Below are 25,325 nucleotides of genomic sequence, written 5' to 3'. Positions count from 1 at the left end.
TGGCTGTACTGGTTGTCCTTGGACGCGGGCTCGATCTTCTTCGCGGCAACGTGCGGGGTGCCCGCCGGGGCCTCGATCGTGTGGCTGTGGGATGAGCCGCCCTTGGCGGTGCCACCGCCGGTGTCCGCGGCGTGGGCGGCCCGCCGAGGGCGAGGGTGCCGATCAGCGCTTGCGGCGGCCGCGGCGGGAGGCGGGCTCGGCCGGCTTCGGATCCGGGGGGTCGATGCGGTGGAGATCGAGGGTCGCCGGGAGCGGAGTGGCCCCGGGGCCGCCCGATTCGGCCCAGGCGATGACCTCGTCGGTGGCGGTGTCGTCCAGGGCCCAGCCGAACCAGACCGCGCGGGCGCCCCGGCGGCGGGCCTCCGTGGTGGGCTGGACCACGATGACGTTGGCCTGCGCGCAGGGGCCGAGGCAGTCGCTCGTACGGACGGCCAGGCGCCCGCCGGAGGCCGCCGCGGCCTCGCGCAGCCGGGCGAGCTGTCCCGCGTGGTCGGTGCCGGGGTTCTTGCGGGGGTCGCCGCAGCAGCAGCCCCGGCAGACCACCAGGGTGCAGGGGCGCGGGGCGTGGGCGGAGAGCGGGCGTATCCAGGTCACCGCCGCACGTTACCGGGCCTGCGGGACCGGGTGTTGGGGGGTGGGCGAGACCTCCGCCACATGCCCGGCGGCGAGTTCGGGCCGCTCCGTGGCGTGCGTGGCCTGCGGGTTCTGCGTCGCGTGCGGGTCCTGCGTCGCGTGCGGGTCCTGCGGGTTCTGCGTGGCGTGCAGGTCCTGCGGGTCCCGCGCAGCCTGGGGGTCGCGCGCGCGGCGGCGGGCCAGTACCGCGCAGACCATCAGCTGCATCTGGTGGAAGAGCATCAGCGGCAGCACGGCGAGGCTCGCCTGGGCGCCGAACAGCACGCTGGCCATGGGGAGTCCGGCGGCCAGGCTCTTCTTCGACCCCGCGAACTGGATGGCGATCCGGTCCTCGCGGGTGAAGCCGAGGCGCTTGGCCCCGTACCAGGTGGCGGCCAGCATCACGGCGAGGATGACCGCCTCCACGGCCATCAGTCCGCCGAGGCGCGGGAGGCTGACCTGGCGCCAGATCCCGGCGACCATGCCCGCGCTGAAGGCGGTGTAGACGACGAGCAGGATCGAGCCGCGGTCGACGTAGCCGAGCACCTTCTTGTTCCGGACGAGGAAGCCGCCCACCCAGGGGCGCAGGGCCTGGCCGAGGAGGAAGGGCAGGAGCAGCTGGAGGACGATCTTCACCAGCGAGTCGGGGGAGAAGCCGCCCGCGCTGTTGCCGAGCAGGCCGGCCGCGAGGAGGGGGGTCAGGAAGATGCCGATGAGGCTGGAGAAGGATCCCGCGCAGATCGCGGCGGGGACGTTGCCGCGGGCGATCGAGGTGAAGGCGATGGAGGACTGGATGGTGGAGGGCACCAGGCAGAGGAAGAGCAGGCCGCTGTAGAGCGGCGGCGTGAGGACGCTGGGCACCAGGGCGTGCGCGGCGAGGCCCAGGAGGGGGAAGAGGAGGAAGGTCGAGGCGAGCACGGTGAGGTGCAGCCGCCAGTGGCGCATGCCGTCGAGGGCCTCGCGGGTGGAGAGCCGGGCGCCGTAGAGGAAGAAGAGCAGTGCCACCGCCGCGGTGGAGGCGGCCTCGGCCACGGAGGCGGCCGCGCCGCGGGCGGGCAGCAGGGCGGCGAGGCCGACGGTGGCGAGCAGACCCATGATGAACGGGTCCACGGGGAGCCGGGCGGGGAGGTGCGGGCGGCGCATGGGGATGCTCACTTGCTGAGGTCGGCGGGAGGGCGCGGGGCGGGTCGGGGGTCCCCTTCATCTTCGGCGGTGGGGCGGTGATCGGGAAAGCCGTACACCGCTCTCACTGTCATCACGGAACATGATGAGCGGGAGTAGGGTGGGCGGTGTGTACGACCCCGTTCAGCTGCGCACCTTCCTCACCGTCGCCCAGACCCTGAGCTTCACGCAGGCCGCGGCCCGGCTCGGCGTGCGCCAGTCCACGGTCAGCCAGCACGTGCGCCGGCTGGAGGAGGCCACGGGCCGGCCCCTCTTCCTGCGCGACACGCACAGCGTGGAACTCACCGAGGACGGCGAGGCCCTGCTCGGTTTCGCCCGCTCGATCCTCGAGGCGAACGAACGCGCGGCGGCCTACTTCGCGGGCACGCGGATCCGGGGCCGGCTGCGCTTCGGCGCCTCGGAGGACTTCGTGCTGACCCGGCTGCCGGAGATCCTGGAGGCCTTCCGGCACGAGCACCCCGAGGTGGAGCTGGAGCTGTCCGTGGAGCTGTCGGGGACCCTGCACGAGCGGCTGGACGCGGGGCGGCTGGACCTCGTACTCGCCAAGCGGCGCGGGGACGGCGACGAGCGGGGCCGGCTGGTGTGGCGGGACCGGATGGTGTGGATCGGGGCGGAGGGGCTGCGGGTGGACCCGGACCGGCCGGTGCCGCTGATCGTCTTCCCCCCGCCGGGGATCACGCGGGCGCGGGCGCTGGACGTCTTGCAGGCGGACGGGCGACCGTGGCGGATCGCCTGTACGAGCGGCAGCCTGAGCGGCCTGATCGCGGCGGCGCGGGCGGGGCTGGGCGTGATGGCCCATACGCGCGGACTGATCCCGCCGGGGCTGGTCCGGGTGGGCGGCCTGCCGGACCTCGGAACGGTGGAGTTCGCACTGCTGCGGGGTGCCCGCGGCTCCGCCGCGGCGGAGGCCCTGGCCGCGGCGATCCTGTCGGGGGCGGACCGCCTGACGCGGGCCGCGTAGGGCGGGGCCGGCACAACCGGGGCCGGGGCCGGGGCCGGGGCCTGGGCAGCCGGGGCCGGAGCCAGGGCAGCCGGAGCCGGACCAGGGGCGGAGCCCCGGGGGCATGCCCAGCCCGTCCGGCGCTTGAGGACCGGGTCCGGGCGGAGCACGGCTGGGGGTCCCCCCGGACGGAGTCTGGGGGGTGGTGGAAGGGCGGGTAGGCGACCGGCCCCGCAGGGTACGCGCCACGCGGGATCCCCGCGGTCGCGCCGCGACGCATCCGCCCCGCCCCGCCCCGCCCCCGCGACTGTCCTGGCCTGGCCTGGGAATCGGGCGTCCGCCGGGCCGAATGTGCCGCCGTTCGCGATGCCGTGCGTCTAGACGGCCTAGGGTCTCCGTACGCCAACCGCTCGCGGTCCGGCGGGAATTCGCACGGAACGAGCAGGGGGACGCGCATGAAGATCGCGGTACTGGGGACCGGTGAGGTCGGGCAGCGGCTGGCGGGGAAGCTGGTCTCGGTCGGGCACGAGGTCACGATGGGGTCGCGTACGGCGGACAACGCCGATGCCGCGCGGTGGGCTGCCGGGACGGGCGGCGGCCACGGGACCTTCGCCGAGGCCGCCGCCACCGCCGAGATCGTCTTCAACGCCACCGGCGGGCTGGTCTCGCTCGCCGTGCTGGAGGCCGCCGGGGCCGGCAACCTCCGGGGCAAGACCGTCGTAGACGTCTCCAACGCGCTGGACTTCTCCGACGGGTTCCCGCCGAAAGTGGTCACCCCGGACGGGCACAGCGTCGCCGAGCAGCTCCAGAAGGCCTTTCCCGAAGCGCGGATCGTCAAGACGCTCAACACCATGAACAACGCGGTGATGGTCGAGCCGAGCCGAGTGCCGGGCCACCACACCGTGTTCGTGAGCGGCGACGACGCCGGCGCCAAGGCCGAGACCACCGCGCTGCTGCGCTCCTTCGGCTGGGCGCCCGAGCAGATCACCGATCTCGGCGACCTGTCGAGCGCCCGCGCGACCGAAGCCCTGATGGCCTTGTGGCTGCGCCTCTACGGGGTGCTCGGCCCGGTGGACTTCAACCTGTCCGTGGTCACCGCCTAGGGCCTGTCGTCAAACTCCCGTCGTCGCCCGAAGGGCGCGGCAGACGGGAGTTTGACGACAGGCCCTAGGGCACGCCCCGGGCACACCCGGGGCACGCCGCTGGGGAGGTCTTGTGGAGGTCTTCCCTCCGTGATCACCGGCGGGTAGGCGTGGGATAGCGTCGCCGCGCCGTACGGAGAGGATCGGGCCTTGCAGGAGATCACCGTCCCACCGGTCGTCACGGGCTCACCCGTCGGCGGTCTGGCCGATGCCGTCTTCCTGCACGCGCGCGAGGACCCCGGCCGGGTCGTGCTCGGCCGCAAGTCGGGCGGGGTCTGGGGGGACGTGACCTCGGGCCAGCTGGCCTCCGAGGTGCTCGGGCTCGCCAAGGGGCTGCTGGCGCAGGGCATCCGCTTCGGGGACCGGGTCGCGATCATGTCCCGTACCCGGTACGAGTGGACGCTCTTCGACTTCGCCCTGTGGGCGATCGGCGCCCAGCCGGTCCCCGTCTATCCCTCGTCCTCCGCCGAGCAGGTGCACTGGATCCTCTACGACTCCGAGTGCACGGCCTGTGTGGTGGAGGACGAGGACCAGGCCATGACCGTCGGGTCGGTGATCGACCGCCTGCCGATGCTGCGCCGGCTGTGGCAGCTGGACGCGGGCGCCGTGGACGGGCTCGTCGAGGACGGACTCCAGGTCGCCGAGGACGTCGTGCACCGCCATCGGAGCGCCGTGACGCCCGACGCGACGGCCACGGTCATCTACACCTCGGGGACCACGGGCCGCCCCAAGGGCTGTGTGCTGACCCACGGCAATTTCATGTTCGAGGCCGACACGATGGTGACCCGCTGGGAGTCCGTCTTCCAGGCCGGGCCCGGTGAGCAGCCGTCCACCCTGCTGTTCCTGCCGCTCGCCCACGTCTTCGGGCGGATGGTGGAGGTGGCGGCCGTCCGCGCCCGGGTGAAGCTCGGGCACCAGCCGGTGCTGGCGGCGGCCGAACTGCTGCCGGACCTCGCCGCGTTCCGGCCGACGTTCGTGCTCGGAGTGCCGTACGTCTTCGAGAAGGTCTTCGCCGCCGCCCGCCGCAAGGCCGAGACCGAGGGCCGGACGGGGCCCTTCGACCGGGCGGTGGAGACGGCCGTACGGTACGCGGAGGCGCGCGAGGAGAAGGCCTTCGGCGTCGGGCCCGGGCCCTCGGCGAAGCTGCGCATGGAGCACCAGCTCTTCGAGAAGCTGGTGTACGGGAAGGTCCGCGAGGCGCTGGGCGGCCGGGTGCGGTACGCCATGTCGGGCGGCTCCGCGATGTCGCGCCGGCTGGGGCTGTTCTTCGACGGCGCCGGGGTGACGGTCTTCGAGGGCTACGGGCTCACCGAGTCCTGCGCGGCGGCCACCGCGAACCCGCCCGGGGCCACCAAGTACGGCACCGTCGGGCGGCCGATCCCCGGCGGTACGGTGCACATCGCCGAGGACGGGGAGATCTGGCTGTACGGCGCCCACGTCTTCTCCGGGTACCTGAACGACCCGCAGGCCACGGAGGCCGTCCTGCGGGACGGCTGGCTGGCGACGGGGGACCTTGGGCGTCTCGACGCGGACGGGTACCTCACGATCACGGGGCGCAAGAAGGAGATCCTGGTGACCTCCAACGGCAAGAGCGTCGCCCCGGCCGCCCTGGAGGAGCGGGTCCGCTCGCACCCGCTCGTCTCCCAGTGCGTCCTGGTGGGCAACGACCGGCCGTACATCGCGGCCCTGCTCACCCTGGACATGGAGGGGGTCGCGCACTGGATGGCGATGCGCGGCCGCCCCCGGCTACCGACGGCGGCGGAGCTGGTGCTCGACCCCGATCTGACGGCGGAGGTCCGGCGGTCGGTGGTGGCGGCCAACACCCTGGTCTCCCAGCCCGAGTCGATCCGCACGTTCCGCATCCTGGGCGAGCAGTTCACCGAGGAGCGGGGGCTGCTGACGCCCTCGCTGAAGCTGAAGCGGCGGGCCATAGAGAAGGCCTACGCGAAGGAGGTGGCGGCCCTCTACCAGTCCTGACGGGCGCGCAGCGCGATCACACCGACGGCCCGAACCGTTACCTGACGGACCGTCACTTTACCTGTCATTGATATTGACGATGCGTCAGGTCGCACACAGAATGCGGGGATTCCGACCGGAGGGGATCCACACATGTTGCGACCGATCCGCACCCTGGCCGCCGCGGCGGCAGCGCTCGCGCTCGTCTCCGCCTGCAACTCCGCCTCCAACAGCGCCTCCCCCGACAAGCCGGGAGCCACCGGCACCTCCCGCGGGGTGAGCGCCGACTCGATCAAGGTCGGCGGCATCGTGTCGATGACCAGCGCCAGCGGCTACAGCAAGAAGGCCACCGACCTCGGAGCGAAAGCCCGCTACGCGAGAGCCAACGCCGAGGGCGGGATCAACGGCCGCAAGATCGACTACATCGGCGCCGAGGACGATGGGCAGGACCCCGCCAAGAACCTGGCCGCGGCCCGCAAACTCGTCCAGCAGGACAAGGTCTTCGCGGTCTCCCCCATGAGCTCGGTCACCTTCAGCGGCGCCGACTTCCTGGAGCAGGAAAAGGTACCCACCTTCGGCTGGGGCACGCTGCCCTCCTTCTGCGGACCCAAGTACATCTACGGGTTCAACGGCTGCCTCGTCCCCACCCCCGGCGGCACCATCAACCAGACCTGGCCCGAAGGCATCGGCCAGGTCCTCGGCGGCGCCGCGGGCAAGTCGGTCGCGATCATCGCCAACGACAGCGACGCCGGAAAGTTCGGCGTGCGCACCTTCCAGCAGGGCTTCACCAGCGCCGGGTTCAAGGTCGCCTACGCCAAGGCCTCGGTGCCCGCCACCGCCGTGCCGAGCGACTGGTCGGCGTACGTCAAGGAGATCCTCGAGAGCAACGACGGCAAGGCCCCGGACGCGGTCGTCTCCGTCATGCAGACCCCCAACAACATCGGGCTGTTCACCTCGCTCAAGCGCAGCGGGTACAAGGGACTGCTCTCCGACCCGACCGACTACGACCCGGGTCTGCTCGCCAAGGACGCCACCAAGCAGGCCCTCGACGGCGTGCACGTCCTGCTGCAGTTCGAGCCGTTCGAGTCGACGAACCCGAAGATGGACCAGTTCAAGGCCGACATCAAGGCCGCGTCGGGCGGGCTGGAGGTGCCGCTCAACATGCACATGCTGACCGGGTACATGTCCGCCGACCTGTTCGTGTCCATCGCGCAGAAGGCCGGCAAGGACCTGACCGTCGAGTCCTTCCAGGCGGCCGCACAGGGCTTCTCCGACACCGACACCCTCGTCGGCAACCGCGCGGAGCCCAAGGGCCAGAAGGACAGCTTCGGCTGCGGGGCGCTCGTACAGCTGAAGAACGGCGCGTACGAAGTCTCCGTACCGTTCAAGTGCTACGAGTCCATCCCCTTCAAGTAGGGGTACGGGAAACGGAATGGGAGATCTGCTCGCCTTCGTACTGAGCGGTCTGGTGTCCGGCGCCCTGTACGCACTGCTGGCCACCGGGCTGGTGCTGTCGTACTCGGCGTCCGGGCTGTTCAACTTCGCGCACGGGGCCACCGCCTACCTGTGCGCGCTCACCTTCTACGAACTGCACTCCGGGCTCGGCTGGCCGGCCGTCCCGGCGGCGCTGCTGGTGGTCCTCGTCCTGGCCCCCGGGCTCGGGTGGGCGCTGGACCGGCTGATGTTCCGGCGGCTCGCGCAGGTCGGCGAGACGGCGCAGATCGTGGCCACCATCGGCCTGCTGGTGGCCCTGCCGGCGGCCGGCCTGTGGACGGTGGAGCTCCTGACGGATGCGGGAGCGCCGCTCAAGCCGGCGGAGAACCAGTTCGGCCTGCCGGGCGTGGGGCCGAGCCCCGCCACGCCCTGGCAGCTCACCGCCGACGTGGGCATCGACTCCGACCAGCTGATCACCTGGGTGGCCACGGCCCTGGTGGCGGTCGCCCTGTGGGTGCTGATGCGGCACACCCGGCTCGGGCTGCGGCTGCGGGCCGCCGTCGACAACCGCTCGCTCACCGAGCTGCGCGGGATCGACGCCGACCGGCTGTCCTCGGTGGCGTGGATGATCGCCTCCGGGCTGGCCGGGCTCGCGGGGGTACTGGCGACTCCGCTCCTGGGGCTGTCCGCGCACGATTTCACGCTGTTCCTCTTCGTGTCGGCCACCGCCGCCGTGATCGGGCGGTTCGCCTCCGTCCCGCTCGCCTTCGCGGGCGGGCTGGGGCTCGGGGTCCTGCAGAACCTGGTCGTCGGCTACGCGTCCTTCGCCGACTCCATCACCGGCTTCAGGACGGCCGTGCCCTTCCTGATCCTGTTCGGGGGGCTCCTGGTGCTCACCCGGCGGGCCCGGGCCGCCGGGACCGCCGCCGTGGACGTGGCCTCGCCGGACCATCTGGCCGGGGCCCCGTGGGTGCGGCGCTGGGGGGTGTGGGCCGCGGGCGCCGTACTACTGGCCACGGCCTTCTACACCGTGACCACCCCCTTCTGGAGCGGGCTCCTCGCCCAAGGGCTCGCGCTGGCCCTGGTGTTCATGTCCTTCACCGTGGTCACCGGACTCGGCGCGATGGTGTCCCTGGCCCAGGGCACCTTCGTGACCGGGGCCGCACTGGTGGCCGGATTGCTGATGAGCCGCGGGTGGCCGTTCTTCGCGGCGCTGGCGGTCGGCACGTGCGTGGCCGCCGTCCTGGGAGCCCTGGTCGCGCTGCCCGCGCTACGGCTCGGCGGGCGCTCCCTGGCACTGGCGACGCTGGCCCTGGCCTTCCTGGCGGACCAGGTGCTCTTCCAGATGGGGTGGCTGCGCAACGGGGACTCCGGTTGGTCGATCCCGCGCCCGGTCATCGGGCCGGTGGACCTCTCCGACGACCGGGCGCTGGGGGTGGCGCTGGTCCTCCTGGTCGCGGCGGTCGCCGCCGGGCTGAGCGCGCTGCGGGGCTCCCCCTCGGGCCGGGCGATGCTCGCCGTACGGTCGGCTCCCGCGGCCGCGATGGCCTCCGGGGTGTCCGTGCTGCGGACGAAGCTGCTGCTGTTCACGCTGTCGGCGGGGCTGGCCGGGTTCGGGGGCGTCATGTACGCCTCGTACAACACCCGCATCACCGCTACGGACTTCACCGCGATGACCGGGCTGGTGTGGCTGGCGGTGGTCGTCGCGGCGGGTGTGCGCAGGCCGCAGTACGCGGTGGTGGCGGGGCTGGTCTTCGCCGTCGCTCCGCGGATCATGGCGGACTACGTGACCGAGTCGGCGCACCTGCCGGTGATCCTGTTCGGGCTCGCGGGGTTGGCCTTGGCCAACGATCCCGACGGGTATTGCGCGGCGGTGCCGGTGCGGCTGGCGCGGCGGCGGGCCGTTGCCTCGGCCGGAGCCCACGTCTCGGCCGGGGCCGTGCCCGAGAGCGGGGCCGGTACCGAGGCCGTGCCCGCGGCCCGGGGTGGTGGCAAGGCCGAGGGCGGGGCCGGCGCCGTTCCCGCTGCCCGGGTCGGCGGCGGAGCCGGGGTTGGCCCTGCGGGGCTTTCCCCCACCCCGCCCCTTCCCGAAACCGGGCTCCGCCCGGACCCTTCGGGGGCTCCGCCCCCGGACCCCCGCTCCTCAAACGCCGGAGGCGCTGATCTGGTCGCCGGGGGCTGGGGCAGCGCCCCAGTTTCGGGAAGGGGCCGGGTGGGGGAACAGCCGCCCGCAGGGCGAGCACACGCAGCCGGGCCCGCGCTGGAGTTGCGCGGCGTCACCGCCGGGTACGACGGGGGGCTCGTGCTGCACGGGGTGGACCTCGTCGTGCGGCGCGGCGAGATCCTCGCCGTGCTCGGGCCCAACGGGGCCGGGAAGAGCACCGCCTGCCGGGTGGCGGCCGGAGCGCTGCCGGTCGTCGGCGGGACCGTCCACGTGGGCGGGCGGGACTCCACCCGCGACGGCGCCGTGGGCCGCTCCCGGGCGGGAGTGCTGCTCGCGCCCGAGGGCCGGGGCATCTTCCCCTCGCTCAGCATCGAGGAGAACCTCGCCCTCTACCTGAGGGACGCGGACGAACGGGACGCCGTCTACGACCGGTTCCCCCGGCTGCGCGAGCGGCGCACCGTCTCCGCCGGGTCGTTGTCCGGAGGAGAACAGCAAATGCTGGCCCTCGCACCGCTGTTGCAGCGCCCGCCCGGGGTACTGATCGCGGACGAGCCCTCCCTGGGGCTCGCCCCGCGCGTGGTGGACGAGGTGTACGGGCTGCTCATGGAGCTCCGCGCCGCGGGGACCGCGCTGCTGCTGGTGGAGGAGAAGGCGGCCGAGATCCTCGGGATCGCCGACACCGTCGCCTACCTCGCGCAGGGCCGGGTCTCCTGGTGCGGCCCGCGCTCCGAGGTGGAGGCGGACCGGCTGACCGAGGCCTACCTGGGGATGGCGACATGAGAGAGGACCCCTATGTGCTGGAGGCCCGCGGCGTCAGCGTCCGGTTCGGCGGGGTCAAGGCGCTGACGGGCGTGGACCTCGGGATCCGGGCCGGCGAGGTGTGCGGGCTGATCGGCCCGAACGGGGCCGGGAAGACCACCCTGTTCGACGTCCTGTCCGGGATCCGGCGGCCCGACCAGGGCCGGATGCTGCTCGACGGGGTGGACGTCACCCGGCGCTCCCCCGTCTGGCGGGCCCGGCACGGGATGCGCCGGACCTTCCAGCGCCAGCAGTTGTTCGGGCAGCTCAGCGTGGCCGACAACGTCCTCGTCGCGCAGGAGTGGCGGGGCGGGGGCGGCGGTCTCGCCGCAGATCTGGTCGCCTCGCCCACCCGGCGCCGCCGGGAGCGGGAGCGGCGGGAGCGGGCCGCGCGGGTACTGGCCGACTGCGGCATCGGCGCGCTCGGGGACTCGTACGCCGGCGGTCTGCCGGTGGGGCGGGCCCGGATGGTCGAGCTGGCCCGCGCCGTGGCCGACCCGCCCCGGGTCCTGCTCCTGGACGAGCCCGCGTCGGGCATGTCCGCGCCCGAACGCGAGCAGCTGGCGGCGGTCGTGCGCCGGCTCGCCGAGGAGGAGGGCTGCGCGGTGCTGCTCGTCGAGCACAACGTGGCCTTCGTGATGGACCTCTGCACCCGGGTGGTCGTCCTGGACCTGGGCAGCGTGCTCGCCGAGGGCACGGCCGCCGAGGTGCGGGCCAACGCGCTGGTCCGGGAGGCGTACCTGGGGGCGTAGCGCCGGGTGCCTGTTCCCGCCGTACGAATTTCACCCGTACGGCGGGAATAGGTCACACCGGGGGCCGGTTGTCGCCGGTCGTACGGGCATGCGTCCGCGCATCCGTACCGCCCGTCAGCACCCGCACCAGCGACGACCAGAGGGAACGACCGACGTGAATCAGGTCCCCGGCATCAAGCTCAACAACGGCACGCTCATGCCCCAGCTCGGCTACGGCGTCTGGCAGGTTCCGGACGCCGAGGCGGAGCAGGCCGTCCGGACGGCGCTGGAGGCGGGCTACCGCAGCATCGACACGGCCGCCATTTACGGCAACGAGGAGGGCACCGGCAAGGCCATCGCCTCCGCCGGGGTGCCGCGCGAGGAGCTCTTCGTCACCACCAAGCTGTGGAACGGGAAGTCCGAGACCTGGGGCCGGGACAACGTGCTGCGCGAGTTCGACACCTCGCTCGCCAAGCTGGGCCTCGACGAGATCGACCTGTACCTGATCCACTGGCCGCGCCCGATGCGCGACGACTTCCTGAGCATCTGGAAGACCTTCGAGGAGATCGCTCAGAGCGGTCGCGCCAAGGCCGTCGGCGTGTCCAACTTCCGCCCCGCCGACCTGGAGCGGCTCGGCGCCGAGAGCTCCCTGGTCCCGGCCGTGAACCAGATCGAGCTGCACCCGCTGCTCCCCCAGGCCGAGCTGCGCGCCCTGCACGCGCGCCTGGGGATCGCCACCGAGGCCTGGTCCCCGCTCGGCCAGGGCAAGGAGCTGCTCACCCTGCCCGCCATCACGGCGATCGCCACCAAGCACGGCCGCTCGGCCGCGCAGGTGGTCCTGCGCTGGCACCTCCAGCTGGGCAACGTCGTGATCCCCAAGTCCGTGACCCCGGCGCGGATCCGGGAGAACCTGGACGTCTTCGGCTTCGCGCTGGACGCCGAGGACATCGCCGCGCTGGACGCGCTCGGCGCGGGTGGGGCGGGCCGCCGGATCGGTCCCGACCCGGCAGAGTTCGACTACTGAGCCACCGATGAGTCAGACGAAGGCGCCCGACGGCGTGTACCTGATCCGCAATGCCGGGAGCGGGCTGCTGCTCCAGGTCGAGAGCGGCAACCGGGTCTGCGTCGGGCCGGACGGCGAGCCGGCCGCGGCCCGGCGGTGGGAGATCACCCCGGTGCACAGCGGCGGCGGGATCTTCCACCTGGTCAGCGTCCACAACGGCAAGCGGCTCGACGTCGCGAACGCGTCGACCGAGAGCGGCACCCGGGTCCAGGTGTGGAAGGCGAACGCCTTCGGGGCGCAGGAGTGGGTCGTGGAGGAGCACCTCGACGACCCCGGCGTGGTCTCGCTGATCGCCGCCATCAGCGGTCTGCCGCTGGAGGCGGACGGGGAGGGCCGGGCCCGGCAGTGCGAGGACACCGATTCCCCGGCGCAGTGGTGGCGCCTGGAGCCCGCCTGAGGCAGGGGCGGGGCGGGGGCGGGGCAGCAGCCCGTCGCCCCTGACCCCGCCCCGCCCGTCAGGCCCGTACGAAGCAGCGCAGCCGGTACGTCGGCTCCGCGCGCGGGGTGTCCGGTCCGGGCAGGAGTTCCAGCCGGTCGGCGAGCTCGCGCGGGGTGATGCCGCGCGGGTGGACCCGGGAGGCGTACCGCCCGGCGAGCAGCGCTTCGGCGGCCCCCCGCGGGGTGCGGCCCTGGCCGTGGCCGGTGAAGAGGGCTTCGCCGGCGGGGTACAGGCCCACCGCGGCGGCGTGGCCGGTGACGGCCTGGGCCGAGTCGGCGGGGGTGGCGGTGAGGTGCTCGGCGAGCACCGCGTCGATGTCGCTGCCCACGTCGTGGGCGGCGTCCTTGTCGACGGTGGTGACGAACACCCCGCCGGGCCGCAGCACCCGCCCCGCCTCGGCGATCACAGCGGCCACCAGGCCCGGTGACCGCAGCAGGTGCAGCAGCCAGACCGCGCTGACCGCGTCGAGCGAACCCGAGCGGAACGGGAGCCGCGTCCCGGAGGCGAGGACCACCGGGATCCCCCGGGAGCGCGCCATGGCGGCCATCCCGTACGAGGCGTCCGCGCCGAGGACGCGCAGCCCCGGGCGGGCGGCGGCGATGCGGGTGGTGACGATGCCCGTGCCGCAGCCGAGGTCGAGCAGGGTCACGGCGGCCGGCGGGAGCAGGCCGAGGACCGCCGCGGCGGCGGCCTCGGCGCGCGGGGCCCCGCCGCGGGTGGCGTCGTAGGCCTCCGCTTCGGCGTCGTAGTCGAGGAGCGGTCTCGGCGTGGGCACGTGCATGGGCATGGGCACGGGCATGGGCATGGGCATGGGTGGAGCTTTCGGCATCAGGCGGCGCCGTGGGAGGGGGCCAGGGATTCGACACGCTCGGCGAGGGTGAAGTCGGCGTCGGTGACGGCGTCTCCGGCATCGTGCGTGTTCACGGAGAGGCGGACGGTGTTGTAGCCGAGGGTGAGGTCGGAGTGGTGGTTCAACTCCTCCTGCACGGCGGCGATGTGGCCAACCAGCGCGCTCGCCGCGAAGTGGCTGCCCAGCCGGTAGGTGCGGATGATCCGATCGTCTTCGAAGGCCCAGCCGGGGAGTTCCCGCAACCGGTCCTCGATCTCCTTCTGCGAAAGCGGCTCTCTCGACATCCGCAGGCTCCTTCCCCGTAGACGACTGCCCGATTGACCTGACGTGGAGTCAAGGTTCCCACAGCTCGGGCCGTAGGGAAGGTTTCGCGCCATAGTGCGTGCGGGTGCTTCCGTGCCTTCCGTGACCACCGCGCCACGCCTAAGCTCCTGCGCCGGACGTGACTGTTACCGCCGGTAATAGCACCGGTAATACCAGCCGGTGACACCGCTGGGTGTCGACGGCATCGAGGGAGCATCATCGTGACGCGCACAGGGAATTCCAGGCGCACCTTCATCGCGGGGGCCGCCGCCACCGCGGGCGCCTTATCGGCGGCCGGGAGCCTCCCGGCCGAGGCCGCGACCGGACCCGCCACCTCCGATCCCGCCGCGGCGGCGAACGCGCGCCGCGTCGCCGTCCTCGGCGGCGGGGTCGCCGGCCTCACCGCCGCGCACGAACTGGCCGAACGCGGCTACGCCGTCACCGTGTACGAGCGTCGGGCGCTCGGCGGCAAGGCCCGCAGCATGGACGTCCCCGGCAGCGCCCGGGGCGGGCGCCGGCCGCTCCCCGCCGAGCACGGCTTCCGCTTCATCCCGGGGATTTACCACAACCTGCCGGACACCATGCGGCGCATCCCCTTCCCCGGCAACGCGAACGGCGTCTGGGACAACCTGGTCGCCCCCCGCGAGATGATGTTCGCCCGGGCGGCCGGCCGCGAGGACCTGCGGGCGCCCATCCCCTGGCCGGAGCACTCCCCCGCCGAGCTGACCCCCGACGAGCTGCGCCGGGCCCTGACCGGCATCCTCCAGACGCTGGTCCGCCTCCCCCTCCACGAGACGGCGTACTTCGTCGACCGCGCCCTGGTCTTCCTCACCAGCTGCGACGAGCGGCGCAACGGGCAGTGGGAGCGCACCCCGTGGTGGGAGTTCACCCGGGCCGCGCGGATGTCGAGCGAGTACCAGCGGATCCTCGCCATCGGCGTCACCCGCAACATCGTGGCCACCAAGGCCGAGGAAGCATCGACCCGTACCGTCGGCACGCTCGGCGAGGCCTTCGTCTTCAACCTGCTGGGCCGCGGCGCCGACGGCCCGCCGGACCGGATCTTGAACCTGCCCACCAACGAGGCGTGGATCGACCCGTGGGAGGCCCATCTGCGTTCGCTGGGCGTGGAGTTCAGGATCGGGTGGACGGTGCGCGAGGTCCGGTACGGGGACGGCCGGGTGAGCGGGGTCCTCATCGAGGACCCGGCCGGAGCCGTGCGGACCGTCACCGCCGACCACTACGTCAGCGCACTGCCCGTCGAACACGCCCGCCGCACCTGGAGCCCGGCGCTGCGCGCGGCCGATCCGATGCTCGGGCGGTGCGACCTGCTGCAGACGGACTGGATGACCGGCATCCAGTTCTACCTCACCGAGCGCGCACCCCTCGTCCATGGTCATCTCAACTGCATCGACTCGCCCTGGTCGTTGACGGCGATCCAGCAGGCCGAACACTGGCCGTCGCGGGACTTCCCCGCCGACTACGGGGACGGCGCGGCCGTGGACTGCCTGTCGGTGGACATCTCCGAGTGGGACAAGCCCGGGATCCTCTACGGGAAGACGGCCAAGCAGTGCACCCGCGAGGAGGTCGCCCGCGAGGTGTGGGCGCAGCTGAAGGCCTCACTCAACGACACCGGGAAGACCCTGCTGTCGGACGGAAAGCTGCACTCGTGGTTCCTGGACCCGGGGGTGGACGGGATCGGCACCCCCCATCCGACCAACCAGGACCAACTGCTGATCCACCCGACCGGGACCTTCCACAACCGGCCGAGCGCGGGCACCCGGATCCCGAACTTCTTCCTCAGCGGGGACTACGTGTCCGTCGACATCGACCTGGCGACGATGGAGGGGGCCAACGCCTCGGCCCGGGCGGCCGTCAACTCCCTTCTGGACAGGGATGGTTCACAGGCCACCCGGTGCACGGTCCGGTCGCTGTACCGGGCACCCGAGGTGGAGTCCGCCAAGCGGCACGACCTGTGGCGCTACCGTCTCGGTCTGCGGAACGTCTTCGACGTGGGGTGAGCGCGCTGCGATCTCCCGGCTGGGCTACCGTCGCGGTATGACGACTGCTGTGCCCTTGACGGTAGGCGCCCTGCTGCGCACCTGGCGGGAGCGGCGCGGGCTCAGCCAGTTGGAGCTGGCGGGCCGCGCCGACTCCTCCTCCCGGCACATCAGCTTCGTGGAGACGGGCCGGTCCCGGCCGAGCGAGGAGATGGTGCTGCGCCTCGCCGACCACCTGGAAGTCCCGGTACGGGACCGCAACGCCCTTCTGGTGGCGGCTGGTTACGCACCCCGGTACGCCCACACCCCGCTGGACGACCCCTCGATGGCCGTGCTGCGCGAGGGGCTGGAGCGGCTGCTGACCGGCTACGAACCGTATCCGGCGCTGGTGGTGGACGCCACGTACGACGTGGTGGCCGCCAACCGGGGCATCCTGATGCTGATGGAGGGCCTGCCGGAGCACCTGCTGTCCGGCCCCCTCAATGCGATGCGGCTGACCCTGCACCCGGAGGGCCTCGCCCCGCGGATCCGCAACTTCCGCGAGTGGCGCGGACACCTGCTGGCCCAGATGGAGCGGCAGATCGCGCTGGCCCGTTCGGCGCCGCTGCGCGCGCTCTACGAGGAGGTGGCGGCCTATCCGGTGCCCTCGGGGGCGCAGGGCCCCGGCGAGGACGGGCCGGACGGGCCGGACGGGATCGTCGCGTACCTCGCGCTCCCCCTGCGGATCGAGCACGACGGGCACCTGCTCTCCTTCGTGTCCTCCATCTCCACCTTCAACACCCCGATGGACGTGACGGTCGCCGAGCTGGCCATCGAGACCCTCCTGCCGGCCGACCCGGCGACGGTGAAGTACCTGCGGTCACTGGCGCCCTGAGCCTGCCCGCAGCGCGAGCTGCTGGAGGAGGGCGAAGGAGGCGACGGTGAGCGCCTGCGCCGGGATCCACACCGCCCCGGCGGTGGTGGGCGCGAACCAGACGACGAGGGCGACGAGGCTGAGCGCGGCCCAGGCGTAGTTGGCTTCGATGACGAACCGGACGGGGAAGACCGGGGGCTGCCGGCGCGAGGCCAGCAGGCCGACGCCCGCCCCGTAGAGCACCAGGAACACCCCGAGTCCCAGCAACAGCCCCTGTCCGACGCCGAGCAGCCGGCCGAGGGGCGCGGAGAAGGCGGCGTAGGCGAGCCCGTTGCCGGTGGTGACGACGGAGTCGAGGGCCAGGAACCGGCGCAGCGCGGTCCGGGGGACGGTGGTGCGGGCTACGGCGGTGAGCAGGGTTGCGGACATGGCGGATCAGCCTCCGTCGAGGGTCGAATGCGCTGGTGGAGTACGGATGTCCCGGGCCCGGAGCCGAGTGCGCGGCCCCGGAACCCGATGGCTCCACTGTGCCGCCGGAGCCCCTGCCGGGTCGATTACCTGTGAGGTCATGGGCGTACGGCCGTCCGGGGGTTCGCCGCGGGGCGCCGTCCCCACATTTTTTGAGCTGGACGGAAAGAAAGGTGGGGGTCCGCCCTGTTCTGCCACGGAACCGGGGGTTAGGCTTCACGCAGAGCAACCAGTTCGAACCTTCTCTCTACTGACGGAGAAACACCCGGTGCGAGCCGCCGACCGACCCGACCTCCGCGCGGTCCGGGCCCGTGTCGCGGCACTCGCCGAGCGGTGCGGCCGGGACCCGGCGCACGTGCTCGCCGTGGAGCGGCTCAGCCGGCTGTCCGGGGTCGAACCGGATCGCGTGCCCCGGATACTGGACGGCACCGCCGCCGAGCTGCCGCTGTGCGAGCGGGTGCACCGGCGTTTCCTGCGGCTGCGCGCCACCCGCCGCGACAAGCACGGCCGGGAGTGGCCGCTCGCCGCCATAGCCGAGGACTTCGACGCCCCCGGCGCCTCCCTCGGCCCGCTCAACGCGGGCACCGGACTGCCCCGGCTCGGCCACGCGGCCGGCGTGCAGCGGTTCTTCGGGGTGTACGCCGGCTTCCTGCTCGCCGACAGCAAGAGCGCGGTCGAACACGCCCTGGCCACGACCGGGTCCGGGCCCGGGCCCGGGGGCCGGCCGGAAGGCGCCGCGGACGACCTCGAACGCCTCTCGTACCTCACCGGCATCACTCCGCAGGACATCCGGCTCACGCTCGACGGCAGACCGCCCAGGCTCCCGCTGAAGGAACAGGTGCGCCGCCGCTTCGAGCACCTGCGCCACACCCGGCCCCGGGAGGACGGGCAGGCCCACTCCCTCTCCGCCATCGCCGGCTCCTTCGACGCCTCGGGCCAGTCGCTGACCCGCCTCACCCAGGGCGAGGGGCTCCCCAACCTCGCGGCGGCCGCCGGGATCCAGCGCTTCTACGGGGTCGAGAGCGGCTTCCTGCTGGCCGACGACACCGAGGCGCTGGCCTCCGCCCTCGCCGGGATCGAGCGCGAGCTGGAATCCGCGGAACGGCCCGCCGAGAACCCGATGCTCGCCGTGATGCGGGCGCACGACGTGCGCAGCATCGTGACCCGGGCGGGCCGGCTCTCCCCGGACGGCTGGAAGTCGCTGGCGAACCACCTGGACGATCTGCTGGCGCGGGAAGGGCAATGGGGCCACCCGGCCGCGCCCGCCCCGCGCGCCGCGCAGGACCGGGCGGCCGCCGGCCGGCCCGGCGGCGACGAGCACACCGACCATGCGGGAACCGCCGAGGGGGAAGCACGATGAGGATCACGCAGGCCATGCGCAGGCTCGGCGACGATCTGCGGGCGGCCGCCCGCCCGACCCCTCCCGCCGGGGCCGCCGAGATCATCGGGAGCCTCTGCACCGCCTACGGGCACGTCCGCGGCGGGCGCCGGGTCGAGTTCCGGTTCGCCACCTTCCCGCCCGACACCGCCAGCGGGCTGTGGCTCGGGCTGGAGGACCGCGACCTCCTCGTCATCGAGGAGCACACCCGGCCCGAGCACCAGCTCGTCATCGCCTGCCACGAGCTGTGGCACGTGCACGAGGGCGTGTGCGGCCGCCACGGGCCCGGCATGACCGTGGCCGCCCGGCTGACGGGCCCCCACGGGAGCCTCTGCGACCTGCTGGGCTCCGAGCAGGGACTGAGCTCCGTCGTCCGGCAGGCGGCCGCCCGTGCCGACCGCGAGGACCCGGCGGAGATCCGCGCGGAGACCTTCGGGCTGTACCTCGGCAAGATCCTCCAGGCATTCCTTCCGCCTCCCCGGGAAGAGCAGGTCCCCGAAGCCGTCGAACGGATCAAGAGCTCGTTCGGCTGGGGGCGTTGAGCGCGGTCCCGACGACCACACCCGGCGGCTGACCACCGCCTCCGCCGACGTCCTTCCTCCGCCGATGCGCTTTCGCACGGCCTTGACAGAGAGCACCACACGATGACTCACACTTCCCCGCCCTCCACCCCGCCGCGGCACGCCGTCGTCATCGGCGGCAGTCTGTCCGGCCTGCTCGCGGCGGCCGTCCTCGCCGAGCACGCGACGGTCACGATCATCGAAGCCGACACCCTGCCGGAGGGTCCCGAGCCGCGCCGCGGACTGCCCCAGGCCCGCCACACCCACCTGCTGTGGTCGGGCGGCGCACGCGCCATCGAGGAGATCCTGCCGGGCGTCACCGACGACTGGACGGCCGCCGGCGCCTTCCGCCGCAGCCTCCCCACCGATCTGGTCTCCAAGACCGCCCAGGGCTGGCTGCCGCGCCACGAGGAGATGCAGTTCAACATCTCCTGCAGCCGTGACCTCCTCGACTCGGTGGTCCGCTCGCGCGTCATCGGGCTGCCCGGGGTCACCACCCTGCAGCAGAGCCGGGTCCGTGGCCTGGAGGGCACCGCGGCCCGCATCACCGGGGTCCGGGCGGACACCCCCGACGAGGACAACCGCCTGATCGCCGCCGATCTCGTGGTCGACGCGAGCGGCCGCGGCTCCCGGGCCCGCAGCTGGCTGGAGGCGCTCGGCGTGAGCGGCCTCAAGGAGGCCGGAGTGGACTCCGGGCTCGTCTACGCGACCCGCATCTTCGAAGCCCCCGAGGGAGCCCACGCCCTGGGCTTCCCCATCATCAACGTCCAGTCCGACCCCCGGGTGCCCGTACCCGGCCAGACCGCGACGATCGTCCCCATCGAGAACGGCCGCTGGCAGGCCACCTTGTCCGGCACCCGCGGCGGCCAGCCCACCTCCGACCCGGAGGCCTTCATCCCGTTCGCCAGGGGGGTCCGCGACCCCATCGTCGGCGAGCTCCTCGAAGGCAAGAAGCCGCTCACCGACGTCGCCGTCACCCAGGGCACCGCCAACCGCCGGATCTTCTTCGAGAAGGCCGACCTCCCCGACGGCTTCTTCGCCGTCGGAGACTCGGTCGCCACCTTCAACCCGCTCTACGGCCAGGGCATGACGGTCGCGGCCCAGGGCTTGCTGGCCGTCCGTACGCTGCTGCGCGCGAAGGGCCTCTCCCACGCGGGCATCGGCCGCGAGGCGCAGCGGGCCATCGCCCCGCAGGTGGCCGTCGCCTGGGACCTCGCCACCTCGCAGGACATCCTGTACCCAGGCGCCACGGGCATGAAGCCGCGCCCCGGTGCCGGGCTGCTCAACGGGTACGTGGAGCGGCTGATGACCGGCGCCACCACCAAGGCCTCGCTCACCGCGGCCCTGCTCCAGGTCATCACCATGAACCGGGCGCCCACCTACTGGATCCGCCCCGGGGTGGTCTGGGAGGTGCTGCGCACATCGGACCGGGGCGCGCTGAAGGCCGCTCCCCTGACCGCCGCCGAGCGGACGGTGGCGGGCCTGGACCAGGACGGGCCGGCCGGCCCCGGCGGCCCCCTCGGACCCGTTGGACCGGTCGACCCCGTCGGCCGGGCACGATGACCGAAGGCCTCGTCCTCTACGTTCCGGGCGCGGTGATCGCCGCGGCGCTGATCGTCAAGGCGCCGACGTTGAGGCGGGGCTGGGACCAGCCCGTGGTGCGGGCCGTGTGCACCCTCCTCGCCGGGGGTTCGCTCGCGGTCTTCCTCTCGGCACCGCCGACGATCGTGGCCGTCAACCGGCTGACCGGCATCGTCAACTTCTCGGCTCCCCTGGTCTACAGCCTGCTCACGGCCTTCTCCGGCGCCTGTGTCGTGGTGATCCTGCACTGGAGCGGGACCCCGGCCCCGGCAGTGCGCAGGGCCACCCGGCTGACGGTGGCCGCGTACGGCACCCTGGTGGTGGCGATCGTGGCCCTGTTCGCCCTGGGCGAGGCTCCGGACGAGCGGCTGCGGGACCTGGACACGTACTACGCCAACACGCCGCTTCTGCGCGAGATGATCATCTGTTATCTGTCGGCGCAGACCGTGGGCAGCGCCGCGCTCACCATGCTGAGCCGGAAGTGGCTGCGCCGCCTGTCCCCCTCCGTGCGGCCGCTGCGCCCGCTCCGTACGGGACTTGCCCTGCTGATGCTGGGAGGCACCTTCAACCTGGCCTTCCTCGTGGCCAAGTGGACGGCGATGGGGGCGCGCTGGAGCGGCGGGGACATGGATCACCTGTCCACCTCCGTCGCCCCGCTGCTGGGTGCCACGGCGGCCCTGCTGGTGGGCACCGGGTTCCTGGTGCCGCTGGTGGGCGGTTCGGCGCCCTGGCAGGACTACTGCCGCTACCGGCGGCTGCGGCCGCTCTGGGCGGCGTTGCGCGGGTTCTCCCCGGGCGGGCTGCGGCCCGTGCCGCTGACCTGGTGGTCGCCGGTCGGCATCCGGCTGGTCCACCGCGAATCGGTGATCGACGACGGCATCCTGGCCCTCGCGTGCTGGTTCGACCCCGCCGTCCGCCAGGAGGCGTACGGGGCCGCGTGCGCTCAGGGCCGGTCCGAGGAGGAAGCCGCCCTGGTGGCGGACGCGGCCATGCTGGCGGCGGCCTGCCGCCGCCGGGAGGAGGCCGAGCGGGCGGAGGCCGGTCAGGAGACCGCCCCCACAGCCGCGGCCCACCCCGACTGCCCGGACCCGTACCGCCTGGACTCACGCTCGCTGACCGAGCTGGCCCACGCCTTCCAGACCTCCCCGATCGTGGCCGGGGCCCGCCACCGGGCCACGCGCGCCTGACTGCGGGCGGCCACCTGCGCCCGCCCCGGGTTCAGGCCGCCACCGCCACCGCCTCCCGGGCGGCGGCCGCCTCGCCCGTCAGGACCTTGAGCCGCTTGGTGAAGAAGACCATCACCGCACCCGCCGCGATCACCAGGGCGCCCTGCCACAGGAAGTTCCAGCTCTGGCCGATGACCGCGTCGAGCCGGGGCAGCTGCGCGCCGATCGCGTCTCCGGTGGCGGCGGCGAGGAACCAGACGCCCATCATCTGGTTGGTGAAGGCCCGCGGAGCGAGCTTCGTGGTGACCGAGAGGCCCACCGGGCTCAGGCACATCTCGCCCATCACCTGGATCACGTACACGCCCACCAGCCACATCAGCGAGACCTTGACCCCGCTGGAGGCGATGGCCGCGGCGCCCGACATGACCACGAACGAGGCGCCGGTCAGCAGCAGGGCCAGGCCGAACTTGAACGGGGTGCTCATGTGCTTGCCCCGGCGCACCCAGAAGGCGGCGAAGACGGGGGCCAGGATGATCACGAACAGCGAGGGCAGCGACTGGGTCCAGCTCGCCGGGATGTGCCAGCCGAGCAGGGACAGGTCGGTCTTCTGGGCGGCGAACAGGTTCAGCTCGTTGCCCATCTGGTCGTAGACCAGCCAGAACAGCGTGGCGGCCAGGAAGAGCCAGACGTAGGCCCGCAGCCGGGTCTTCTCGACGCGGTCGATCTTGGGGCTGCGGTACATCGAGAGCAGCACGCCCGCCGGGACCACCACGGCGACCACCGTCAGCACGAAGGTGATGTTGTCGATGCTCAGCGCGTGCGAGGCGGCCAGCAGGGTGATCAGTACGGCGGTGAAGACCAGGCCGTACGAGGAGGACGTGCGCACCTTGGCCCGCTCGGCGGGGGTGAGCCGGACCACGGGCTCCGCGCGCAGCTGCTCCGACAGGCGCCGGCCGCCGAGGACGTACTGGACCAGGCCGAGGGCCATGCCGACGGCGGCGGCGCCGAAGCCGAGGTGCCAGTTGACCTCCTCGCCGAGGTAGCCGACGACGAGCGGGGCGATGACGGCGCCGAGGTTGATGCCCATGTAGAAGATCGAGTACCCGGCGTCGCGCCGCTGGTTGTCAGCGGCGATCCGCTGATCCGTTGATCGCAACTTCGGCCGTGTCCTGGTGGCTGGGCCCTCGTTGTACGGGGCAGAACGGCCTGCCGCATGGAGGTGGGCCCATGAGAATCCGCCCCGTGCCCAGGAAGCGACGCGGGGTCCCCGCCCCGCCCGGGTCCACACCGGGCGGAAAGCGTCCGGCGGGGCGGCTGCTGTAGCCACCGAATCGCCGCGCCCAGCGGCGGCACAGGCGGCAGGCACCGCACACGATGAGCACCCGGCCGCATCCAGCGGCACGGGCACGCGGCAAACCGCAGGCGTCCACACCCTGCCCCAACACCACACGCCGCCTTCCCGGCAGACCTGAAAAGCCAGGCCCGCCCAGGAAACCTAAGCTCATCCGAGACGCTGAAACGCTCCCACAACTCGGCGAGGACGAGGGTGGCGCGCGCACCACGGATCGGTCCTTCGGCCCCTTACCGGAGGAAACGAAACGCCCCGGGCCCAAGGGCCCGGGGCGTTCGTCGTACCGGATCGGTGCCGGCGCGGGTCAGAGGTCCGCGAGGGCCAGGCCGGCCTGCGCGGCGGCGGCCTGGACGGTCTGCTCCAGCAGGACCGCGATGGTCATCGGGCCGACGCCGCCCGGTACCGGGGTGATCAGCGAGGCGCGGGCGGCGGCCGACTCGAAGTGGACGTCGCCGACGTTGCCCTCGTTGTAGCCGGCATCCAGGACCACGGCGCCCGGCTTGATGTCCTCGCCGCGGATGAACTCGGCCTTGCCGACGGCGGCGACCAGCACGTCCGCCTGGCGGACGATGGACGGCAGGTCCACGGTGCGGGAGTGGCAGTAGGTGACGGTGGCGTTCTGCTCCAGCAGCAGCATCCCGGCGGGCTTGCCCAGGATCGCGCTGCGGCCGACGACCACGGCGTGCTTGCCGGTCAGGTCCACGTCGTAGGCCTCCAGCAGGCGCATGATGCCGCCGGGGGTGCAGGAGACGAAGCCCGGCAGTCCGAAGCCCATGGCGGCGAAGGAGTGCATGGTGACCCCGTCGACGTCCTTGCCCGGGGCGATCGCCTCGAAGGCGGCGCGCTCGTCGATGTGGTGCGGGACGGGGTGCTGGAGCAGGATGCCGCTGATCTCCGGGTCCTCGGAGAGCGCGGACAGGGTGGCGACGAGCTCCTCGGTGGTCGTCGCGGCCGGCAGCTCCACGTGGCGGGAGGTGATCCCGGCCTTGGCACAGCGGTTCTGCTTCATGCGGACGTAGGTGACGGAAGCGGGGTCCTCGCCGACGAGCACGGTCGCCAGACAGGGCGCGGTGCCGGTGCGCTCGGTGATCTTCGCGGCGTACTCGGCGGTCCGCTCCGAGATGCGGCGGGCGAGGGCGGTGCCGTCCATCAGCACGGCGGTCCGCTCCGACTGGTCGCCGGGGGCTCCGGGGGCGGCCTGGGCGGCGGGGACGGCCGGGGTGGCGGAAACGGTCGGGGCAGTCGTCATGGGGTCTCCTGAGCGTCGCTGCGGGATCGCGGTTCGCCCAGGCGCGCGGCAGTCGACGTACGGGATACGGGAGTACGCCGGGCCGCTCCCCGGTGGTGATCCACCCGAACGCCAGTCACGGCCCGCCGCCCAGTGTAGGCGAACCCCCGAGGGGTCCGGTGTGGGCCCCGGCCCCGGCAATCCGGTGGATGACCGGGCCCGGACCTGGGACGATCGAGACATGACGCGCACTTTCGACCATCTCGTCGCGGAAGCGGAGTCCGTCTCCGTGGACGGCTGGGACTTCTCCTGGCTCGACGGCCGCGCCACCGAACAGCGCCCCTCCTGGGGCTACCAGGGCCTCCTGGCACGGCGCCTGGCGCAGGCCGGCTCCGCCCTGGACATCCAGACCGGCGGCGGGGAGGTGCTCGCCGGAGCCGGGCCCCTGCCCCGGCTGACGGTGGCCACCGAATCGTGGCCGCCGAACATCGACAAGGCGACAAGGCTGCTGAACCCGCTCGGCGCGGTGGTGGTCGCGGACTCCGACGAGCCGCCGCTGCCGTTCGGCGACGAGTCCTTCGAGTTCGTCGCCAGCCGGCATCCGGTCACGATCTGGTGGGAGGAGATCGCGCGGGTGCTGAAGCCCGGTGGCGCGTACCTCTCCCAGCAGGTCGGCCCGGCGAGCGTTTTCGAGCTCGTGGAGTACTTCCTGGGACCGCAGCCGCAGGAGGTCCGGCGGGCCCGGCACCCCGACGACGCGGTCGCCGAGGCCACGAAGGCGGGGCTGGAGGTGGTCGATCTGCGCTCCGAGCGGCTGCGGACGGAGTTCCACGACATCGGAGCCGTGATCTACTTTCTACGGAAGGTGATCTGGATGGTGCCGGGCTTCACGGTCGGGCAGCATCGGGAACGGTTGCGCGAGCTGCACGAACAGATCGAGCACGAAGGCCCGTTCGTCGCGCACACCGCCCGATTTCTCATCGAGGCCCGCAAAACGGGCTGACAAAACGGGCGGACGCGACCACCCGCGACCGGCTCCCCGGTCACAGCGTGGCGCAGGTCACTCAATTCAGCGCGTAACGAATCTACTCGGGCATGCGATGAACCGACAGGTGTCCTCGTGCGGCCC

The 25,325-nt window shown here is 72.9% G+C and carries 22 protein-coding genes and 1 riboswitch; of the genes, 15 read left to right on the top strand and 7 right to left on the bottom strand.

Going from position 1 to position 25,325, the window contains the following annotated elements; translation table 11 throughout:
- Positions 1 to 162: 162 nt before the first annotated feature.
- Complete coding sequence (locus AC3IYI_RS32965) at positions 163 to 594, bottom strand: (2Fe-2S) ferredoxin domain-containing protein (protein WP_489407104.1); 432 nt, start codon at positions 592 to 594, stop codon at positions 163 to 165.
- A 9-nt stretch (positions 595 to 603) separates the two neighbouring features.
- Entirely contained in the window at positions 604 to 1,755 is a 1,152-nt protein-coding gene (locus AC3IYI_RS32960; RefSeq protein ID WP_489411760.1) for a bile acid:sodium symporter family protein, read from the bottom strand.
- Between the two features lie 148 nt (positions 1,756 to 1,903).
- On the opposite strand from AC3IYI_RS32960, the gene AC3IYI_RS32955 reads away from it, so the two are divergent.
- The 8 genes from AC3IYI_RS32955 (at position 1,904) to AC3IYI_RS32920 (ending at position 12,419) form a co-directional block, all read left to right on the top strand.
- Positions 1,904 to 2,755, top strand: a complete 852-nt coding sequence (locus tag AC3IYI_RS32955; RefSeq protein ID WP_489407103.1) for a LysR substrate-binding domain-containing protein — start codon at positions 1,904 to 1,906, stop codon at positions 2,753 to 2,755.
- Positions 2,756 to 3,189: 434 nt separating this feature from the next.
- A complete protein-coding gene (locus AC3IYI_RS32950; protein ID WP_489407102.1) occupies positions 3,190 to 3,837 on the top strand; it encodes an NADPH-dependent F420 reductase in 648 nt (215 codons plus the stop codon).
- Positions 3,838 to 4,026: 189 nt separating this feature from the next.
- Entirely contained in the window at positions 4,027 to 5,853 is a 1,827-nt protein-coding gene (locus tag AC3IYI_RS32945) for an AMP-dependent synthetase/ligase (RefSeq protein WP_489407101.1), read from the top strand.
- A 132-nt stretch (positions 5,854 to 5,985) separates the two neighbouring features.
- Complete coding sequence (locus tag AC3IYI_RS32940) at positions 5,986 to 7,248, top strand: ABC transporter substrate-binding protein (protein ID WP_489407100.1); 1,263 nt, start codon at positions 5,986 to 5,988, stop codon at positions 7,246 to 7,248.
- Positions 7,249 to 7,264: 16 nt separating this feature from the next.
- A complete protein-coding gene (locus AC3IYI_RS32935; protein WP_489407099.1) occupies positions 7,265 to 10,210 on the top strand; it encodes an ABC transporter permease subunit in 2,946 nt (981 codons plus the stop codon).
- Positions 10,207 to 10,980, top strand: a complete 774-nt coding sequence (locus AC3IYI_RS32930; RefSeq protein WP_489407098.1) for an ABC transporter ATP-binding protein — start codon at positions 10,207 to 10,209, stop codon at positions 10,978 to 10,980. The genes AC3IYI_RS32935 and AC3IYI_RS32930 overlap by 4 nt, the downstream gene beginning before the upstream one ends.
- Before the next feature lie 154 nt (positions 10,981 to 11,134).
- Positions 11,135 to 11,983 carry an aldo/keto reductase gene (locus AC3IYI_RS32925; RefSeq protein ID WP_489407097.1) on the top strand — a complete coding sequence of 283 codons (849 nt, stop codon included), beginning with the start codon at positions 11,135 to 11,137 and terminating at the stop codon, positions 11,981 to 11,983.
- 7 nt (positions 11,984 to 11,990) lie between these two features.
- Positions 11,991 to 12,419 carry an RICIN domain-containing protein gene (locus AC3IYI_RS32920; RefSeq protein ID WP_489407096.1) on the top strand — a complete coding sequence of 143 codons (429 nt, stop codon included), beginning with the start codon at positions 11,991 to 11,993 and terminating at the stop codon, positions 12,417 to 12,419.
- Between the two features lie 58 nt (positions 12,420 to 12,477).
- Here the strand turns inward: AC3IYI_RS32920 and AC3IYI_RS32915 are convergent, their stop codons facing one another.
- Together AC3IYI_RS32915 and AC3IYI_RS32910 are read right to left on the bottom strand one after the other, a co-directional pair.
- Complete coding sequence (locus AC3IYI_RS32915; protein WP_489407095.1) at positions 12,478 to 13,272, bottom strand: class I SAM-dependent methyltransferase; 795 nt, start codon at positions 13,270 to 13,272, stop codon at positions 12,478 to 12,480.
- Between the two features lie 17 nt (positions 13,273 to 13,289).
- Entirely contained in the window at positions 13,290 to 13,595 is a 306-nt protein-coding gene (locus AC3IYI_RS32910) for a 4a-hydroxytetrahydrobiopterin dehydratase (protein ID WP_489407094.1), read from the bottom strand.
- 240 nt (positions 13,596 to 13,835) lie between these two features.
- Here AC3IYI_RS32910 and AC3IYI_RS32905 point away from each other — a divergent pair, with 240 nt between their 5' ends.
- Together AC3IYI_RS32905 and AC3IYI_RS32900 are read left to right on the top strand one after the other, a co-directional pair.
- Positions 13,836 to 15,632, top strand: a complete 1,797-nt coding sequence (locus AC3IYI_RS32905) for a hydroxysqualene dehydroxylase (RefSeq protein WP_489407093.1) — start codon at positions 13,836 to 13,838, stop codon at positions 15,630 to 15,632.
- Between the two features lie 37 nt (positions 15,633 to 15,669).
- Complete coding sequence (locus AC3IYI_RS32900; RefSeq protein WP_489407092.1) at positions 15,670 to 16,485, top strand: helix-turn-helix domain-containing protein; 816 nt, start codon at positions 15,670 to 15,672, stop codon at positions 16,483 to 16,485.
- Here the strand turns inward: AC3IYI_RS32900 and AC3IYI_RS32895 are convergent.
- Positions 16,471 to 16,893: a hypothetical protein gene (locus AC3IYI_RS32895; RefSeq protein ID WP_489407091.1), complete on the bottom strand. Its 423-nt coding sequence runs from the start codon at positions 16,891 to 16,893 to the stop codon at positions 16,471 to 16,473. The genes AC3IYI_RS32900 and AC3IYI_RS32895 overlap by 15 nt on opposite strands.
- Positions 16,894 to 17,200: 307 nt before the next feature.
- On the opposite strand from AC3IYI_RS32895, the gene AC3IYI_RS32890 reads away from it, so the two are divergent.
- The 4 genes from AC3IYI_RS32890 (at position 17,201) to AC3IYI_RS32875 (ending at position 21,638) form a co-directional block, all read left to right on the top strand.
- The gene (locus AC3IYI_RS32890; protein ID WP_489407090.1) at positions 17,201 to 18,292 is read left to right on the top strand and encodes a hypothetical protein; all 1,092 of its coding nucleotides are present in this window, start codon (positions 17,201 to 17,203) and stop codon (positions 18,290 to 18,292) included.
- Positions 18,289 to 18,852, top strand: coding sequence for a toxin-antitoxin system, toxin component (locus AC3IYI_RS32885; RefSeq protein ID WP_489407089.1), 564 nt, complete (start codon positions 18,289 to 18,291; stop codon positions 18,850 to 18,852). Before AC3IYI_RS32890 ends, AC3IYI_RS32885 begins: the two co-directional genes overlap by 4 nt.
- A 102-nt stretch (positions 18,853 to 18,954) precedes the next feature.
- The gene (locus tag AC3IYI_RS32880; RefSeq protein ID WP_489407088.1) at positions 18,955 to 20,433 is read left to right on the top strand and encodes an NAD(P)/FAD-dependent oxidoreductase; all 1,479 of its coding nucleotides are present in this window, start codon (positions 18,955 to 18,957) and stop codon (positions 20,431 to 20,433) included.
- A complete protein-coding gene (locus tag AC3IYI_RS32875; protein WP_489407087.1) occupies positions 20,430 to 21,638 on the top strand; it encodes an MAB_1171c family putative transporter in 1,209 nt (402 codons plus the stop codon). Before AC3IYI_RS32880 ends, AC3IYI_RS32875 begins: the two co-directional genes overlap by 4 nt.
- A gap of 31 nt (positions 21,639 to 21,669) precedes the next feature.
- Here the strand turns inward: AC3IYI_RS32875 and AC3IYI_RS32870 are convergent, their stop codons facing one another.
- Together AC3IYI_RS32870 and AC3IYI_RS32865 are read right to left on the bottom strand one after the other, a co-directional pair.
- On the bottom strand, positions 21,670 to 22,773 hold the full coding sequence (locus AC3IYI_RS32870; protein ID WP_489407086.1) for a peptide MFS transporter: 1,104 nt from the start codon (positions 22,771 to 22,773) through the stop codon (positions 21,670 to 21,672).
- 499 nt (positions 22,774 to 23,272) lie between these two features.
- Positions 23,273 to 24,118, bottom strand: a complete 846-nt coding sequence (locus AC3IYI_RS32865; protein WP_489411759.1) for a bifunctional 5,10-methylenetetrahydrofolate dehydrogenase/5,10-methenyltetrahydrofolate cyclohydrolase — start codon at positions 24,116 to 24,118, stop codon at positions 23,273 to 23,275.
- Positions 24,119 to 24,245: 127 nt separating this feature from the next.
- Positions 24,246 to 24,346, bottom strand: a riboswitch (ZMP/ZTP riboswitch).
- A gap of 91 nt (positions 24,347 to 24,437) precedes the next feature.
- On the opposite strand from AC3IYI_RS32865, the gene AC3IYI_RS32860 reads away from it, so the two are divergent.
- A complete protein-coding gene (locus tag AC3IYI_RS32860; RefSeq protein WP_489407085.1) occupies positions 24,438 to 25,199 on the top strand; it encodes a class I SAM-dependent methyltransferase in 762 nt (253 codons plus the stop codon).
- Positions 25,200 to 25,325 lie beyond the last annotated feature (126 nt).

The sequence above is a fragment of the Streptomyces sp. GL_148 genome (assembly GCF_057834205.1).
This window is presented reverse-complemented; position numbering and strand designations above follow the sequence as displayed.